Annotated in this window: 17 protein-coding genes; 5 read left to right on the top strand and 12 right to left on the bottom strand. The window is 61.0% G+C overall.

Going from position 1 to position 17,392, the window contains the following annotated elements; genetic code table 11:
• Positions 1-603: carbohydrate ABC transporter permease (locus ACI2KA_RS20475; protein ID WP_404504301.1), on the top strand; the 603-nt coding region annotated here is incomplete at its 5' end.
• Between the two features lie 12 nt (positions 604-615).
• Positions 616-1,614, top strand: a complete 999-nt coding sequence (locus ACI2KA_RS20480; RefSeq protein WP_404504302.1) for an ABC transporter ATP-binding protein — start codon at positions 616-618, stop codon at positions 1,612-1,614.
• A gap of 438 nt (positions 1,615-2,052) precedes the next feature.
• On the opposite strand, the gene ACI2KA_RS20485 is transcribed toward ACI2KA_RS20480, so the two are convergent.
• The 9 genes from ACI2KA_RS20485 to aztA form a co-directional block, all read right to left on the bottom strand.
• Positions 2,053-3,129: an ABC transporter ATP-binding protein gene (locus ACI2KA_RS20485; RefSeq protein WP_404504303.1), complete on the bottom strand. Its 1,077-nt coding sequence runs from the start codon at positions 3,127-3,129 to the stop codon at positions 2,053-2,055.
• 4 nt (positions 3,130-3,133) lie between these two features.
• Positions 3,134-3,964 carry a carbohydrate ABC transporter permease gene (locus ACI2KA_RS20490; RefSeq protein ID WP_404504304.1) on the bottom strand — a complete coding sequence of 277 codons (831 nt, stop codon included), beginning with the start codon at positions 3,962-3,964 and terminating at the stop codon, positions 3,134-3,136.
• A gap of 3 nt (positions 3,965-3,967) precedes the next feature.
• On the bottom strand, positions 3,968-4,912 hold the full coding sequence (locus ACI2KA_RS20495) for a carbohydrate ABC transporter permease (protein ID WP_003525091.1): 945 nt from the start codon (positions 4,910-4,912) through the stop codon (positions 3,968-3,970).
• A gap of 150 nt (positions 4,913-5,062) precedes the next feature.
• Positions 5,063-6,322: an ABC transporter substrate-binding protein gene (locus ACI2KA_RS20500; protein ID WP_404504305.1), complete on the bottom strand. Its 1,260-nt coding sequence runs from the start codon at positions 6,320-6,322 to the stop codon at positions 5,063-5,065.
• 37 nt (positions 6,323-6,359) lie between these two features.
• Positions 6,360-7,532: a PLP-dependent transferase gene (locus ACI2KA_RS20505; RefSeq protein WP_404504306.1), complete on the bottom strand. Its 1,173-nt coding sequence runs from the start codon at positions 7,530-7,532 to the stop codon at positions 6,360-6,362.
• Positions 7,529-8,221, bottom strand: coding sequence for a FadR/GntR family transcriptional regulator (locus tag ACI2KA_RS20510; protein ID WP_404504429.1), 693 nt, complete (start codon positions 8,219-8,221; stop codon positions 7,529-7,531). Before ACI2KA_RS20510 ends, ACI2KA_RS20505 begins: the two co-directional genes overlap by 4 nt.
• Before the next feature lie 190 nt (positions 8,222-8,411).
• The gene (aztC, locus tag ACI2KA_RS20515; RefSeq protein WP_404504307.1) at positions 8,412-9,437 is read right to left on the bottom strand and encodes a zinc ABC transporter substrate-binding protein AztC; all 1,026 of its coding nucleotides are present in this window, start codon (positions 9,435-9,437) and stop codon (positions 8,412-8,414) included.
• 29 nt (positions 9,438-9,466) lie between these two features.
• The gene (aztB, locus tag ACI2KA_RS20520; protein WP_404504430.1) at positions 9,467-10,333 is read right to left on the bottom strand and encodes a zinc ABC transporter permease AztB; all 867 of its coding nucleotides are present in this window, start codon (positions 10,331-10,333) and stop codon (positions 9,467-9,469) included.
• Positions 10,326-11,165 carry a zinc ABC transporter ATP-binding protein AztA gene (gene aztA, locus ACI2KA_RS20525; protein ID WP_404504308.1) on the bottom strand — a complete coding sequence of 280 codons (840 nt, stop codon included), beginning with the start codon at positions 11,163-11,165 and terminating at the stop codon, positions 10,326-10,328. The genes aztB and aztA overlap by 8 nt, the downstream gene beginning before the upstream one ends.
• A gap of 411 nt (positions 11,166-11,576) precedes the next feature.
• Here aztA and zigA point away from each other — a divergent pair, with 411 nt between their 5' ends.
• Positions 11,577-12,782, top strand: coding sequence for a zinc metallochaperone GTPase ZigA (gene zigA / locus ACI2KA_RS20530; protein WP_404504309.1), 1,206 nt, complete (start codon positions 11,577-11,579; stop codon positions 12,780-12,782).
• A 94-nt stretch (positions 12,783-12,876) separates the two neighbouring features.
• Here zigA and ACI2KA_RS20535 read toward each other — a convergent pair whose 3' ends face one another.
• The 3 genes from ACI2KA_RS20535 to ACI2KA_RS20545 form a co-directional block, all read right to left on the bottom strand.
• Positions 12,877-13,314, bottom strand: a complete 438-nt coding sequence (locus ACI2KA_RS20535; protein ID WP_404504310.1) for a YqaA family protein — start codon at positions 13,312-13,314, stop codon at positions 12,877-12,879.
• A gap of 93 nt (positions 13,315-13,407) precedes the next feature.
• On the bottom strand, positions 13,408-13,677 hold the full coding sequence (locus tag ACI2KA_RS20540; RefSeq protein ID WP_404504311.1) for a hypothetical protein: 270 nt from the start codon (positions 13,675-13,677) through the stop codon (positions 13,408-13,410).
• On the bottom strand, positions 13,674-14,780 hold the full coding sequence (locus tag ACI2KA_RS20545; protein WP_404504431.1) for a CobW family GTP-binding protein: 1,107 nt from the start codon (positions 14,778-14,780) through the stop codon (positions 13,674-13,676). The genes ACI2KA_RS20540 and ACI2KA_RS20545 overlap by 4 nt, the downstream gene beginning before the upstream one ends.
• A gap of 348 nt (positions 14,781-15,128) precedes the next feature.
• Between ACI2KA_RS20545 and ugpB the strand changes: the two genes are divergently transcribed.
• Positions 15,129-16,439 carry a sn-glycerol-3-phosphate ABC transporter substrate-binding protein UgpB gene (gene ugpB, locus ACI2KA_RS20550; RefSeq protein WP_404504432.1) on the top strand — a complete coding sequence of 437 codons (1,311 nt, stop codon included), beginning with the start codon at positions 15,129-15,131 and terminating at the stop codon, positions 16,437-16,439.
• Positions 16,440-16,508: 69 nt separating this feature from the next.
• Complete coding sequence (gene ugpA, locus ACI2KA_RS20555; RefSeq protein ID WP_046800832.1) at positions 16,509-17,390, top strand: sn-glycerol-3-phosphate ABC transporter permease UgpA; 882 nt, start codon at positions 16,509-16,511, stop codon at positions 17,388-17,390.
• The last annotated feature ends 2 nt before the right edge of the window (positions 17,391-17,392 follow it).

The following is a 17,392-nucleotide window of genomic DNA, read 5'->3' on the forward strand; positions in this document are numbered from 1 at the left end:
GTACTGTCGCTCGGCTCGACGATCATCGCGCTGATCATCGCCATTCCCGCCGCCTGGGCCATGGCGTTCTCGCCGACCAAGCGCACCAAGGACATTTTGATGTGGATGCTCTCCACCAAGATGATGCCGGCCGTCGCCGTCTTGGTGCCGATCTATCTGCTCTTCCGCAATGCCGGCCTGCTCGATACCCGCATCGGGCTCACCATCATGCTCACCTTCATCAACCTGCCGATCGTCATCTGGATGCTCTACACTTACTTCCGGGAAATCCCCGGCGAGATCCTCGAGGCCGCCCGCATGGACGGCGCCTCCCTGTGGAACGAGATCGTGCATGTGCTCACCCCGATGGCGGTGCCGGGCATTGCCTCGACGCTGCTCCTGAACGTCATCCTCGCCTGGAACGAGGCCTTCTGGACGATCCGGCTGACGACCACCAATGCCGCGCCGCTGACCGCCTTCATCGCCTCTTTCTCGAGCCCACAGGGGCTGTTCTGGGCCAAACTCTCGGCCGCCTCGATGATGGCGATCGCCCCCATTCTCGTCATCGGCTGGTTCTCGCAGAAACAACTCGTGCGTGGCCTGACCTTCGGCGCCGTGAAATAAGGAACGACAATCATGGGCAGCATTTCCCTTCAGACCGTGTCCAAGCTCTTCGGTGAGGCGAAAGTCATCCCGTCGATCGATCTCGATATCAACGACGGCGAATTCGTCGTCTTCGTCGGCCCGTCCGGCTGCGGCAAGTCGACATTGCTGCGCCTCATCGCCGGGCTGGAGGACGTCTCCGGCGGAAAGATCGTCATCGACGGCAAGGATGTGACGGAAAAGGCGCCGGCCGAGCGCGGCCTTGCCATGGTGTTCCAGTCCTATGCGCTTTATCCGCATATGAGTGTCAGGAACAACATCGCCTTCCCGCTGAAGATGGCCAAGCTCGACAAGGCGGTGATCGACAAAAAGGTCGAGGATGCCGCCCGGGTGTTGAACCTCACCGATTACCTCGAGCGCCGGCCCTCGCAGCTCTCGGGCGGCCAGCGCCAGCGTGTCGCCATCGGCCGCGCCATCGTGCGCGAACCGAAAGCCTTCCTGTTCGACGAGCCGCTGTCCAACCTCGATGCGGCGCTGCGCGGCACCATGCGGCTGGAAATCTCCGAACTGCACAACACGCTGAAGACGACGATGATCTATGTCACCCACGACCAGGTCGAGGCCATGACCATGGCCGACAAGATCGTCGTCTTGAACCGCGGCAATATCGAGCAGGTCGGCTCGCCGATGCAGCTCTATCGTTCCCCCGCCAACCTCTTCGTCGCCGGCTTCATCGGCTCGCCGCGCATGAACCTCATCACCGGCGATTATGCCCGCAGCAAGGGGGCGACCACCGCCGGCGTGCGGCCCGAGCATCTGCTGCTGTCAAAGGAAAATGGCCTGTGGCAGGGCAAGGTCACCGTCGCCGAACATCTCGGCTCGGACACCTTCCTGCATCTCGACGTCGCCGGCATCGGACCCGTCACCGCAAGGACCGATGGCGAGTTCGAATGCAAACACGGAGATACCGTCTTCATCACCCCCGACGACACCAAGATACACAGGTTCGATGAGATGGGTGTGGCGATCTAGGTGCTGGCTTTCACATGGTTTTTTCATTCACAGCGGACCCGAGGGCGCGAGGGCTTACCCCCCTCTGCCCTGCCGGGCATCTCCCCCTCAAGGGGGGAGATCGATCTGCGGCAAAGTCTCGCGCATCTCGAAGCTTGCGAATGAAGCGATGAAAGAGCCTCTTGCCGATCTCCCCCCTTGAGGGGGAGATGCCCGGCAGGGCAGAGGGGGGTAAGCCCCACGCGCCCTCGGGTCCGCTGTGAATGAAAAACCTTGTGAAAGCTCACATCCAGCCGGAGCCTCCACAATAGACGACCGAAGGGCAATCTGATGCCACGGTTGGCGCGTTTGCGACGGTTCTCAACGTCTCCAGCTTTCCGTCGTTCCGGCTTTCGCCAAAATGACGGAGGGGCCATGCAACGGCACAGGGAACCCTCCCGCCGAGTACTATATGAAGCCTCACGCCTCCCCGATCCTGACGCCATTCCTGTCGAAGACATGCAGCCTTTCCTGCGGGAAACCGACCCGCAGGGACTTGCCCGGCTGCAACAATGCCCGGTCCGATGAAAACAGCTTGAACGGCAATCCATGCACGGTGAGGTGCAGGATGACGCCGAGGCCGGTCGGCTCGACCAGATCGACCGTCGCTTCCACACCGCCCTCGGCCGGCGCAACGGTGACATGTTCCGGGCGGATACCGAGCGTGACCGGCTCGCCATCGGCCAGCTTCACATCGCGGCCAAGCGCCAGACGCGTGCCGTCACCCAGCACGACGAAACTGCCGCCATTCTCCTGCCCAAGCCTCCCTTCGAGGAAATTCATGCCGGGGGAACCGATGAAGCCGGCGACGAAAAGATTGGCGGGGCGGTCGTAAAGATCGAGCGGCGCGCCGATCTGCTGCACATGGCCAGCATTCATGGCGACGATACGCGAGGCAAGCGTCATCGCCTCGATCTGGTCATGGGTGACGTAGACCGAGGTTGCGCCGAGATCGGCATGCATGCGCTTGATTTCGGCGCGCATCTGTTCACGCAGCCGGGCATCGAGGTTGGACAGCGGCTCATCAAACAGGAAGGCCTTTGGCTGGCGGACGATGGCGCGGCCCATGGCGACGCGCTGACGCTGGCCGCCGGAGAGCGCCTTCGGGCGGCGGGCGAGATAGGGATCGAGCCCGAGCTTGGCGGAAGCACCGGCCACCGCCGCCGCGATGGTTTCTTTCGGGCTGCGGCGCAGGCGCAGGCTATAGCTCATATTGTCGGCGACGCTCATATGCGGATAAAGCGCATAGGACTGGAAGACCATGGCGATATCGCGATCCTTCGGCCGGCGATCATTGACGCGCTCGCCGTCGATGGACAGGTCGCCGGACGTTATCTCTTCAAGCCCTGCGATCATGCGCAGCAGCGTCGATTTTCCGCAGCCGGAGGGACCGACGAGGACGATGAACTCGCCATCCCTGATATCAAGATCGACGCCATGCAGCACGGCGAGGTCGCCATAGGTCTTGCCGACATTCTTCAGCTCGATGGAAGCCATGGGATTATCCTTTCACCGCGCCGGCCGTCAGGCCCTGCACGAGATAACGTTGAATGAGCAGGAAGAAGAGGCAGGCCGGAATGAGCGCCAGAACGCCCGCCGCCATCATCTGCCCGAAATCGACGGAGAATTTCGAAACGAAGGTCAGAAGCCCGACCGGGAAGGTGGCGCTCTGGTTGCCGGAAATCAGCATCAGCGCAAACAGAAGCTCGCTCCACGCGGCGGTGAAGACGAAACCGAGCGTCGCGGCAATGCCCGGCAGCGTCAGCGGCAGGATGATCTGGCGGAAGGCGGTAAACCGGCTTGCCCCGTCGATCATCGCCGCCTCTTCCAGATCCTTCGGAATGCCATCGAAGAACGACTGCATGAGGAAGGTGGCGAAAGGCACGTTGAAGGCGGTGTAGACGATGACGAGGCCCGTCAGGCTGTTGGTGAGGCCGAGCGGCGACAGTATCTTGAAGATCGGCGCGACCAGCATGACCAGCGGAAACATCTGGGTGATCAGCATTAGCGCCACGATCCAGTATTTGCCCCTGAAACGGAAGCGTGACAGCGCGTAACCCGAGAGCGAAGAGAGTATCGTCACGGCAATTGCCGTCGAGCCCGCGACGATGACGCTGTTCTTAAAAAACGTCGGGAAGGCACTGTTTTCAATGACAAAACGATAATGATCCCATGTCGCGCGCGACGGCCACATCCTGACACCCTCGCTATAGAGCAGATCATTCGGCGTGACGGACACCTTCAGCAGCCAGAACAGCGGGAACAGCGCGAAGGCGATATAGGCGAGGATCGCCAGACGATGGGCAAGGGTCAAAAATATCCTTGAGGTCATCGGTCAGTCCTTCTCGATCAGGCGCTGGCGCAGCAGCACGATCAGCATGGAATAGGCGAGCAGCAGCACCAGCAGCACCAGCGCAATGGCCGAGGCATAACCGAAATCCAGACGCCGGAAGGCCTGGGTGAAGATGTAGCTGGCAACGATCTGCGTGCGGTCGGCCGGCCCGCCATTGGTCATGACGATGATGAGATCGGCGAAATTGGCGATCCAGACGGTACGCAGCAGGATGGTGATGGCGATGGTGGGCGCCAGAAACGGCAGGGTGATGGAGGTGAAACGCTGCAGCGGGTTTGCCCCATCGATTTCCGCCGCCTCGTAAAGATCGCGCGGGATGGCCTGAAGGGCCGCAAGCAAAGTGATGGCGAAAAACGGAATGCCCCACCAGACATTGGCGATGATCGGCCCCCACATGGCCAGCTGCGGATCGGCGAGAATATTGTTGGGTGCGGATAACAGCCCGAGCGACACCATCCAGTGCGGCAGCGGCCCGATGACCGGATTGAACAGCCATGCCCAGTTGAGACCGGCAAGGAAGGTCGGCACGGCCCATGGCAGGAACACCAGCGCCTGCGCCAGCCCCCTGCCCGCGAAGGGTTTATCGAGCAGCAGCGCCAGAATGAGGCCGAAGAAGAATTGCAGGAAAACCGAAGCGCCTGTCCACCACAGCGTATTTTTCAGCGCCCGGTAAAAGGCCGCATCCTGCGACAGAGCCTCCAGATGTTTGAGGCCAACGAAACCGCCGGAAAACGGATTGAGCAGCTGTACATCGCGGAAAGCATAGGAAAGGCCGAGCACCAGCGGCACCAGCATGACGGCGACGATGAGCACGAGCACGGGCGCGCTGTAGAGCCACGGTTCGGCCCAATCGGCAAACCGCCGCATCGCAGGCTTGCCAGCCGGTTTGCGCGCGGCCACCGGCCCGGCGCCATGGGCATAGGACATAATATCGCTCCCTGATCGGACGACGGAACGGACGGGTTTCAGAGCCTCTCGGCTCACCGATCCGAAAAATTGCGAGGAAAAGGCCTGTCGCAGCGAAAGGCCGGCAAAACGCCGCACGGGCATTTTCGCCCGCACGGCTGGTCCGCGTCGTTACTTCGAGGCGAGGAACTTCTGCTGCGCCTTGGTCATGTAATCAGCCCATTGCTTGGCAAGGTCTTCCGGCGTGATATCGCCGAGCAGCGCTTCCTGCGATGTCTTGATGACCAGCGAATCCTTGAAGAAGGCGAATTCCTCAAGATAGGTCGGCATCGTCGTCGGCACGGCGTTCTTGTCGGCCAGTTCGTCGAACCAGCCCTTGAACTGCTCGCTGGCATAGAAGGGGTCCTTCTCCGCCGACTTGTGCACCGGCAGCGCGCCAGTTTTCTTGTTCCACTCGATATTGCCTTCCGGCCCTTCGAGCGTCTCGATCAGCTTCCAGGAAAGATCCTTGTTTTCGGATTTCGACATCATCGACCAACCAGCGAAACCAATTGTCGGGAAAGTCTTGCCGTCCGGCCCCTTCGGCATGGTCATGACGCCGAAATCTTCCGGTTTCATGCGCTGGGCGATGGCGATCAACGCATCCGGATCCTGATCGAGGAAAGCGCAGGTGCCGGAATAAAAACCGGCGACGATCTCGTTGAAGCCCCAGTTGACGCTGTCCTTCGGCGCCAGACCGTTCTTGTAGAGATCGATCACATAGGTCAGGCCCTTCACCCAGCCAGGGCTGTCGAAGGTGGAGGTGCCGTCCTTGGTGAAGAACTCGTTCGAGCCGGCCATGGACGCGCCGAACATGACCCAGCCGTTGAGGCCGCCCGGGCCGCCCCGCAGGCAATAGCCGTATTTGCCAGGAAGGGCCGCGACCTTCTTGGAGGCATCGGCAAATTCGTCGAGCGTCTTCGGCGGCTCCTTCACGCCGGCTTCGGCCAGCAGTTTCTTGTTGTAGAACATGGCGCGCAGGTAGAAGCCATAAGGCAGCATATAGGCCGTGTCCTTCACGTCGCGGCCGAGTTCGAGCGTCCGATCGCTCAGGCCTGCGGTGTGCTCCCACTTGGCGAGATAGGGCTCAAGGCTTTCGAGCATGCCGTTATTGGCATAAAGCGACAGCCATGTGTCCGGCATTTCCATCACATCAGGCACATCGCCGGCCGAGACCATGGTCGCGAATTTCTGGAAGGCCTCGCTCCACGGCAGCGAGATGATTTCGACCTTGGTGCCGGGATTGGCGGCCTCGAATTTCGAGACGATGCCTTTCAGCGTTTCCGTCCGCTCGGGACTTGTGATGACCTCGACCAGTTTCAAGGTCGTGTCCGCCAGCGCCGTTCCGGTCATCAGGGCGGTGAAGATTGCTGCTGTTACCAGTTTTTTCATGTCGTTCTCCCCTTTTTGTGGTCAGTTTAAAAACACGTCAGGCGGCGGTGGCCGCCTTGATCGCGGGTTCGAGATCGTTCCAGAGCGCTTCCGTGCCCTCCAGCCCGACATGCAGACGCACCGAACGCGCGCTGATGCCGAAGGTGTGGGCGGAGTTTGGCTGCGCCTTCTGTTCGAGCACCACTTCGCCGGGGACGATGAGGCTTTCATGGCCGCCCCAGGAAACACCCAGCTTGAAAAGCCTGAGGCGGTCGGCAAAAGCGCGCACATCCACCCCTTCCTTGAAGATGAAGGAAAACAGGCCAGAGGTGCCGTGAAGGCCGGGCGGCAGGCGGTTCGCCAGCCCCGGATGGCAGACCTTCTCCACCACATCCAGCGCCTGCAGCCGGCTGGCGATCTCCAGCGCCGATGCCTGATGCGCCTTCATGCGCAGCGGCAGGGTGCGAAGCCCGCGAATGAGCAGCCAGGCATCGAAGGGCGACATCTTGCCGCCGAGATAGGGATAGGCCTCCGCCCGGATGCGATCGATCATCGCCCTCGAACCGGCCACCACGCCGGAGACCACATCGCTGTGACCGCCGAGATATTTCGAGGCCGAATGCACGACGAGATCGACGCCGAGCGAGATCGGCTGCTGGAAGACCGGGCTTGCCCAGGAATTGTCGATGACGGTAACGGCGCCATGCCGCTTGCCGATGGCGGCCAGCGCGCCGACATCGTGAGCTTCCATCACCCAGCTGGTCGGGCTTTCCATGTAGAACAGCTTTGCACCCGGCATCGCCTTTTCGACCGCCGCCTCGTCGCGGCCGTCGACATAGGTCACCTCGATATTCATGCGCTGCATGAAGGTGCCGAACAGGCGGAAGGCATCGGGATAGACATGGCGCACGGCCACGATCCGGTCACCCGGCGAAACGAAGGACAGCACGGTGGAGGAAATGGCCGACATGCCGCTCGCAAAACCGAGCGCATCTTCGGCACTTTCCAGCTTCGCCAGCATCTCCTCAAACAGCCGCACCGTGGGGTTCAGCCCGCGCGTATAGACCGGCCGCACCTTTTCGCCGCGATAGGTGGAGACCATTTCGTCATAGCTGGAAAAGGTGAAAAGCGACGTCTGCACGATGGGCGGCACCACGGCTTCGAAGGCGTGGGCCTCGTCATGCGCAACGATAAATGAGGCGGGATCGAAGAGATCGTTGCCATGGTTCATTTCGACATGTCCTTGATATCCTCCTCGACGACAGCGAGGATTTTCAGTGTTTCTTGCCGCGCGGTCTCGGCATCACCGGCGGCGATGGCGTTGAACAGCGTGCGGTGGAAGGGAAAGGAGCGGCTTGCGAAATCCGGCCGGTCGAACGGCTTCAGCCAGAAGCGTTCGAAACCTTCGCGCATCTGCTCCAGCAGCTGCTTGAACAGCGTATTATGGGTGGCATCGTAGATCGACAGATGGAAGGCAAGGTCGGCCTTGCCGGAAGTGCCCTCAGCCAGATGCACCCGCTCCATCTCGTCAAGCCGCGCTTCCATGGTGGCGATATCCTCTGCCGTGCGGCGGCGGGCGGCCGCCATGGACGCCTCCACCTCGATGCCGCGCCGCACTTCAAGCGTCATCAGCAGCGCATCGCGCAGGCTTTCGGCCTCGATGGAAATCGGCATATGCACGGTGGCGGCGGAAATCGGCTTCAGCAGATAATTGCCGCTGCCCTTGCGGCTGTCGATGACGCCAAGCGCCTGAAACTTGCGGATGACTTCGCGGATGGTGGAACGGCCGACACCCAGCGCCGCCATCAGTTCCCGCTCCGCCGGCAGCCGGTCTCCCGCCTTCAGCCCTGCCCGCTCGACATAGTCAGACAGCGCCGCTTCGACCTGGCGCACACGGTCGCTCGGCGGAATGGGCTGCATCAGTTCCCGGCTGGACCTGTCCAAGACGTACCCTCTAAATTGGTCTGACATCTTACCATTTCAAAGGGCTGAAGAATTGTCAACGGGCAAGCGCGGAAACGCACGCAGGGCAGACACGCTGCACACAGGCAAAAAAATGGGGAGGGTGACACAGGCCACCCTCCCCGGACTCACAACGAAATGACGGAACTTACTGGGTAAGAACAGCCGCCTTGATGGTCTCGATATTGTGGTTGACCATGTCGATATAGGTGGATGCCGGGCCATCGGCGGTGGAAAGCGCATCGGAATAAAGCGTGCCGCCAACCTTCAGGCCGGTTTCGCTGGCGATCTGGTCGATCAGCCGCTTGTCGGTGATGTTTTCCATGAAGATTGCCGAGGCCTTGTCGTGTTTGACCTGGTCCACCAGCTTGGCGACATCGGCGGCAGAGGCTTCGGATTCCGTCGATACGCCTTCAGGTGCAAGGAAATTCAGGCCATAGGCATGCTCGAAATAACCGAAGGCGTCATGCGAGGTGATGATGACCCGCTTTTCCGGCGGGATGGCGGCAATCTCCGTCTTCACCTTTTCGTTCAGAGCGGCAAGCTTGGCGATATAGGCCTCCGAATTGGCGGTGTATGTCGCGCAACCGGCCTTGTCGACCTCGCAAAATGCGCCGGCAATGTTCTTCACATAGATTTCCGCGTTCTTGATCGACTGCCAGGCATGCGGGTCGAATTCGCCGTGATGATGATGGCCCTCATGGCCATGGTCATGACCATCCGCCTCGGTGGTCTCATGCTTGTGGCCGGCTTCTTCAGCCTTGTGATCGTGACCTTCCTCCTCTTCCGCTTCCGGATGGGCGTGACCGGCCGGCTCTTCGGAAAGCTTTAGCGGCTCGACACCCTTGGTCAGTTCAACGACGGGCGCCTTGGTGCCGCTGGTATCGATCAGCCGCTTCAGGAAACCTTCGAATTCCAGGCCATTGACCAGCACCACATCCGCCTTGCTGACGGCCACGGCATCGGCCGGGCGCGGCTCGTAGACATGCGCATCGCCATCCGGCCCGACCAGCGTGGTGATCCCAACGCGATCGCCGCCGACATTCTTGGCGAAATCGGCAATGATCGAGAAGCTGGCCACGACCTTGAGTTCGGCGGCGGATGCCTGCGCCATCAGCACCGGGGAGAGGGAAAGAAGGCTGGCGCAGGTGGCCAGACGGACGGTTTTGAACATGAAGGTTCTCCTTTTTTCGAACGCTGTATTCAGGCCGTTCTGTGGCGGCCGGAACCGAGAAGATCGCCAAGCACGCCGCGCGTGCCGACGAGGATGGAGAGCGCGTAGATGACGCCCGCCGAAAGGATGATCGCCGGGCCTGAAGGCAGCGATGCGTGATAGGACAGGATGAGGCCCGCAAAGCAGGAAACCATGCCGATGCCGATCGAAATGAAGCACATCGGGGCGACCCGGTTGGACCAGAAGCGGCTGGCGGCGGCGGGCAACATCATCAGCCCGACGGAGAGCAGCGTCCCGAGCGCCTGAAAACCGCCGACCAGATTGAGCACGACAACGGCGAGGAAGAGGAAATGCACCGGGCTGCCCCAGTTGCTGACCGAACGCAGGAAAAGGGGATCGAGGCATTCCGCCAGCAGCGCCCGCCAGAAGGTGATCATCACCGCCAATGTGACGATGCAGATGCCGCCGATCAGGCCGAGCGCCTCACTGTTCAGCGCCAGCACCGTGCCGAACAGCACATGCATGAGATCGACGCTGGAGCCACGCCATGAGACGAGCAGCACGCCGAGCGCCAGTGAAATCAGATAAAGGGCGGCAAGCGAAGCGTCTTCCTTCTGGACGGTGAAACGCGACACCGCGCCGGCACCGAGTGCGACCACGAGACCGACGACCAGCCCGCCGACCGTCATCGGCAGGATTTCCAGCCCATAAAACAGAAATCCCACCGCCGCGCCCGGCAAGATGGCGTGCGACATGGCATCGCCCGTGAGACTCATGCGGCGCAGCATCAGGAACACCCCGACCGGCCCGCAGCTGATGGCAAGGATCAAGGCGCCGGCAAGCGCCCGCTGCATGAAGACATATTGGAGAAACGGGTCGATGAAGATCTCAGCCATGGACATTCGAATTTGCCTGGGAGTGAAAGTGAGCGCCGGAATGGGCATGCGCTGGCGCTGCGTGCGGCGTCTCGACCGCCGCATTGGCGGCCGGCTTGTCATCCGGCCCGCACCAGGGCGCATTTTCCTCCCAGGACTCGTGGAAGTGCCGCGCCTGCCGCATGTTTTCAGCCTGCAGGACCTCGGCTGTCGGGCCTAGTCCGACCAGCCGTCTTGCGAGGAACAAAGTCTGCGGAAAATGCTGCTGCACCAGCTGGTGGTCGTGAAGCACGGCCAGCACCGTGCGTCCCTGCGCCACCCACGCCTTGATCAGGACGAGGAGGTCGGTGACGGTGCGTTCGTCAACGGCATTGAACGGCTCATCCAGGAGGATAAGCTGCGCATCCTGCAACATGGCGCGGGCAAACAGCGCGCGCTGCATCTGACCTCCGGAAAGCGAGTCGATATTACGCTTTTCAAAGCCGGAAAGCCCGACCGCTTCCATCACCCGGCCCATCGCCGCCCTGTCCTCGGAACGGTGACGGCCGAGCAGCCCGCGTTTCGGCCACAGGCCCAGCGCGACCAGATCACGCACCTGCGCGGGGAAGGACCGGTCGAGTTCCGACTGCTGCGGCAGATAAGCGACGGAGATGCCGGGCGTGACACGGCATTCGCCGCCAAGCGGCTTCAGAATGCCGGCAATGCCCTTCATCAGCGTCGATTTTCCCGAACCATTGGCGCCGACCACCGCAGTGAGCGACCCTTTGGCTATATCGCCATCGAGATGATGCACCGCCGCACGGCCGGCATATCCTAGCGTCAGATTTTTAAAGGCAAGGCACGGATCGCGCATCGATCCCTCCGGGGCAGGATGTCATTTGGCGACCTTGATATGTAATGTTATTACATTCGTCAAATGAATATGTAATGAGATAACATTAACTCTCGGAAAGATTGTCGCCGCCGCACGCTTGCCGCCCCTTCGGAAGATCTCCGGAGCCATGGCGAGAGGGCCTCCGGATTCTCGAGGCTGGCCGATGAAGACATGAGCGTATGTAAAAGCCGACCATCAAGACGAGCCGACGCTGCGCGCGAGAACGCCTCCCCTTCATCCGACTTGAAATTTTTCGTCAGTCTGTTGACAGCACATGCGTATGTAATGTTATTACATTACTAAGCGGCGACCGAGCGAGCTGTTTCATTCCACAATCATCAGCGGCGGCAAGCCTGCCCCGCACTTACCTGCTGACACGATGAGGTTCCCATGTCGAAAAAACTTCCCGTTACCGTGCTCTCCGGCTTTCTCGGCGCCGGCAAGACGACGCTTCTCAACCACATCCTCGCCAACCGCGATGGCCTGCGCGTGGCGTTGATCGTCAATGACATGAGCGAGATCAATATCGATGCCGCGCTGGTGCGCGACGGCGGCGCCAATCTTTCGCGCACCGAGGAGCAACTGGTGGAAATGACCAATGGCTGCATCTGTTGCACGCTGCGCGACGACCTGCTGACCGAGGTGCGAGCGCTGGCCGAACAGGGTCGTTTCGACTATCTGCTGATCGAATCCACCGGCATTGCCGAGCCGCTTCCCGTGGCCGCGACCTTCGATTTCCGCGATGAGAACGGCCGCAGCCTGTCCGATGTCGCGCGGCTCGACACGATGGTGACGGTGGTGGATGCCGCCAATCTTCTCAATGATTACGGCTCGTCCGATTTCCTGGCCGACCGCGGCGAAACGGCGGGCGATGGCGACAACCGCACCATCGTCGACCTGCTGGTGGAGCAGATCGAATTTGCCGATGTCGTCGTCCTCAACAAGATCGGCACCGCCACGCCGGATGAACGGGATGCCGCCCGCAAGATCATCGTCGGGCTGAACCCGGATGCGAAACTCATCGAGGCCGATTTCGGCAAGGTGGAACTGAATGAGGTGCTCGGCACCGGCCGCTTCGATTTCGCCAGAGCCGAAGAACATCCCCTCTGGTTCAAGGAATTGCACGGTTTCAAGGACCACATTCCCGAAACCGAGGAATATGGCATCCGTTCCTTCGTTTACCGCGCCAAAAAACCCTTCGACCCCGTGCTGTTCCAGCGCTTCATCGATCGCGCCTGGCCGGGCGTGGTGCGGGCCAAGGGCTTCTTCTGGCTGGCGACACGGCCGCGTTATGTCGGCGAGATCAGCCAGGCCGGCGCATTGGTGCGCACCGGCAGGATGGGCCTGTGGTGGTCCGCAGTGCCGAAAGCGCAGTGGCCGCGCGAAAAACAGTTCCTAGACATGATGAAGCCCTATCTCGACCCGGTCTTCGGCGACCGTCGGCAGGAAATCGTCTTCATCGGCTCCGATCCGATGAACGAGGCACGCATCCGCGCCCAGCTCGACGCCTGCCTGATCGATACCGAGACCTTCACGCCCGATGCATGGCGGCACCTGCCCGATCCCTTCGCAAGCTGGGACCGGCAGGCGGCTTGATTGTCCGTAACCGCCCGCATCCTGGGCGAGCGGATGCGCCTTTCGACTTCTCCCCTGCCGGGGAGAAGCTGGCCGCACCGTTTCGTGCGCAACACTACAGAAAATTCAGCGTCACCAGCGCCAGCACGAGATAGCGCCCAACCTTGGCAAGGGTGACGAGCAGTAAAAAAAACGGCAGCGGTTCCTTCATGATACCGGCGGCAACCGTCAGCGGATCACCGATCAGCGGCGCCCAGCTGAGCAAAAGAGACCATCGGCCATAGCGCCGGTACCAGTTCTGCGCACGCTCCAGTGCGGCGTCGCCGACGGGAAACCAGCGCTCATGCCGAAAACGCTCGATGCCGCGGCCAAGCAGCCAGTTGACGAAGGAACCGGCAACGTTGCCGGCGCTGGCCGCCGCAACCAGCAGCCAGACGGGCTGGGATTTCAAAAGGATGAGGCCGGCCAGCGCCGCCTCCGACTGCATGGGCAGAATGGTCGCCGCCACGAAGGCCGTTAGAAACAAACCCGTATATACCGCCAGATCGGCCATTGCCCGCCCTTCGTCATTCGCGAACCCCGCTGTCCCTGAAGTGCCGGATGATGGCGCGCAGCGCAAGCACGCCGGGACTTCACCCCCGGGATATCAGGTCGAATTCGCAGCAATGGCATGCACAATATCGTCATGATCCACCTCCAGCAGCGGCTTGTGAACGGACAAGTGCCGGGTCTCGCCGGATGCGGACAGGATGAGGATCACCGTTTCGCGCGGCGGGCAATCCGGCAGGGTGCAGGAAAGCTCGCTGACCGAGACGATGTCTTCGGCACGAAGATGCAGCAGTTCACGCGTCCATTGTTTGAGAAGTCGGGCCTGCGAGACGATCGCCGAGCCGCTGCGCGCAAGCGGATTGTTCACGACCTGGCCTTTCGCCGCGCCTTCGAGGCCAATGTCTCAAAAAGATCGCGGATCGGCTGTTGCGGCATATCCATGCCGATCAGCACGAGCCGCGTCGCTCGGTCGCCATCCGGCCAGCCTGCCAGCCTTGTCAGCGGATAAAGCCGGTGCTGCACGGCGTGCGCAACCACCGGTCGCTCCGGATCGTCCGTCGCCCGGAAAATCCCCTTGAGCCGCAGCAGGCCGGAATGCACGTTGCTGGTGACGAGTTCCAGAAAGGTGACGATCGCCTGCGGATCGAACCCGCCGTCGAAGGTAAGATCGAACGCCTCCACCCCCGCGCCGTGGCGGTTGACGTCATGGTCGTGACCGGCATGCAGGCTCAGCCTGTCGGCCGCCAGCCATCCCTGCACGTCTTCGGGCTTGTCGCGCAGCGCGTAGTTCTTGGCTGCAAAAAGCGACATGAGATCGAAATCGGCCGCATTGCGGTCATGCAGCCGGGCGGCGGGATTGAGATCGGCCAGGCTTTCGCAACCTTTTGCCGTCGCATCGGCAAGGTCGGTTTTCGTCAGGACGATATGGTCGGCGAAGGCAAGCTGCTTCCAGCCTTCGATGAAACTGTCGAGCATCGCCCGGCCGGAGGTGACGTCGAAGGCCGTCACCACGCCCGCAAGGTGAAAGTGCCGGGCGACGATATGGTCGCGCAGGCCGAGGGCCGGCGTACCGCCGGCGATCAGGCTGTTGATGATCGGCGCGGGATCGGCAAGGCCGGTGGTTTCGATGACGACCCGCGATATGTCCGGCATCATTCCCTCAAGAAAAGCCTGATGCAACTCGTAAAGCGACGTGCGGATATCGCTGGTGGCGGTGCAGCAGATGCAGCCGGTGGTGGTCTTGAAATAGCGCTCCGAACCCGTGTGAACCAGACCGTGATCGATAGGCACCGAACCGAACTCGTTGACGATGACGGCTGCGTCCCGCATGGCCGGCTCGGCCAGAAGCGCGTTCAGCAAGGTCGTTTTGCCGGCGCCGAGGAAACCCGTGAGCAGGGTGACCGGCACCGTCTGCACGGGTGGCGCGACAGCCGAATCGCTGCTGCACACCACCGCCTGCTTGCGCTTCATTGCGAACACGATCTTTCCCTTCCGCCGGACAATGTGGGAATGACTTACTATGTTATGTAATAACATATCAATATCATTCGCGAAGAGTACGCAGGCTTTTGTCCTGCGCGCGTCCGCTGTCCTGCCAAGCCAGACCGCCAAGCGCATGAAAAAACCGAAGTACCCGCGAAATGGAATAATAAAACCGTTTCCTTCACTTTCGTTTTAATCGTTCCACGTTCTCTTGCATTTTCGTTAGAGTTCGCTTTTAATCGGAACGCTAACATGGAAAAGATCGCCCGCAGCCGGATCGAGGAGAGTGGACTGCAATAAGGGGCTGTATCTTTTACTGTTTTCATAACGGGAGGAATCACCTTGAAAAAACTCAGCTACCGCCTTGCTGCGGCATCCGCGCTTTCGTTTTTTGTCACATCGAATGCTTTCGCCGCGACGGAGATCCAGTGGTGGCACGCCATGACCGGCGCCAATAACGAGGTCGTGGACGCGCTTGCGAAAGAATTCAACGACAGCCAGAAAAACTACAAGATCACGCCCGTTTTCAAGGGCACCTACCCCGAAACGCTGAATGCAGGCATCGCCGCGTTCCGCGCCAAGCAGCCGCCGGCCATCATCCAGGTCTTCGATGCCGGCTCGGGCGTGATGATGGGTGCGGCCGGCGCCATCAAGCCGGTAGCGGATGTGCTGAAGGAAGGTGGCTACACCTTCAACAAGGAGGAATATCTGGCCGGTATCGTCGCCTATTATTCCAAGCCTGACGGCACCATGCTGTCCTTCCCCTATAATTCGTCCTCGCCGATCCTCTATTACAACAAGGATGTCTTCCAGAAGGCCGGCCTCGACGCCGCCAACCCGCCGAAGACCTGGCCGGAAGTTTTCGAAGCTGCGAAAAAGATCAAGACCAGCGGCGCGGCACAATGCGGTTTCACCTCCACCTGGCTCACCTGGATCCAGACCGAAAACTTCGCCGCCTGGAACAACGTCTCCTATGGCAGCAATGAAAACGGCCTCGGCGGTACGGATGTGAAGCTTGCGGTCAATGCGCCGCTGTTCGTCGAGCATTTCCAGGCGATTGCCGATCTCGCCAAGGACGGCACCTTCCGTTACGGCGGCCGCACCTCGGAAGCCAAGCAGCTGTTCATGTCCGGCGAATGCGGCATCCTGACCGAATCCTCCGGCGGCCTTGGCGACATCATCAAGACCGGCATGAATTACGGCATCGGCCAGCTGCCCTATTATGAAGGACACGGCCCGCAGAACACAATCCCGGGCGGCGCCAGCCTCTGGGTGTTCGGCGGCAAGAGCGAAGCCGAATATAAGGGTGTGGCGGAATTCTTCCATTTCCTGTCCCAGACCAAGATCCAGGCGCGCCTGCATCAGGTCTCCGGCTACATGCCGGTAACGATCGCGGCCTATGAGGAAACCAAGAAGTCCGGTTTCTACGACAAGAATCCCGGCCGCGAGACCCCGCTTCTGCAGATGATGGGCAAGCCGCCGACAGAAAACTCCAAGGGCGTTCGTCTCGTGAACCTGCCGCAGGTGCGTGACATCATGAACGAGGAGTTCGAGGCGATGCTGGCCGGCAAACAGGACGCCAAAGCCGCCCTCGACAAGATCGTGGAGCGCGGTGACGCGGCCATCAAGCACGCCGCCGGCAACTAAACGGTCCCCTGCCCCGCCCGCATCCCTGACAAGGTGCGGGCGGCGTTTTCATGTCATCAGGAGATCGCCGTGCAAAGCGTCGTATTCCCCAACAAGATCCTGCCCTATCTGCTGGTCGCGCCACAGATCATCCTGACGGTGATCTTTTTCTTCTGGCCCGCAAGCCAGGCGCTCTACCAGTCGACCATGCGCGAGGACGCCTTCGGGCTGAACAGCAATTTCGTCGGGCTGGCCAATTTTTCCGCGGTCCTTTCGGATGAAAGCTACCTCAACTCGCTGCATGTCACGGTGATCTTCAGCGTCCTGACCGCCCTTGTCTCGATGGGACTGGCGCTGCTTCTGGCGACGGCGGCGGACCGGGTGGTGCGCGGCAAGGGCTTTTACCGCACCATGATGATCATGCCCTATGCCGTCGCCCCGGCCGTGGCGGGCATGTTGTGGCTGTTCATGTTCAACCCGGCCATGGGCACCTTCTCCTACATCCTGCGCCGCAACGGTATCATGTGGGACCCGCTGCTCGACGGCAATCAAGCCATGCTGCTCGTTGTCGCCGCCGCCGCGTGGAAGCAGATCAGCTATAATTTCCTGTTTTTTGTCGCGGGCTTGCAGGCAATTCCGAAATCTTTGCTGGAAGCGGCCTCCATTGACGGCGCGCGCGGTTCGCGGCGTTTCTGGACCATCGTTTTCCCGCTGCTTGCACCGACCACCTTCTTCCTCCTGGTCGTCAACACGGTCTATGCCTTCTTCGATACTTTCGGCATCATCCATGCCGTCACCGGCGGCGGCCCGGCCAAGGCGACGGAGACGCTGGTCTACAAGGTCTATAATGATGGCTTCGTGAACCTCAATCTCGGCTCTTCCGCCGCGCAATCCGTGATCCTGATGGTGATCGTCATCGCGCTCACCGCCTTCCAGTTCCGCTTCGTCGAGAAGCGCGTGCATTACGGCTGAGG

Source organism: Agrobacterium sp. NPDC089420 (assembly GCF_044900305.1).
Lineage (GTDB): Bacteria > Pseudomonadota > Alphaproteobacteria > Rhizobiales > Rhizobiaceae > Agrobacterium.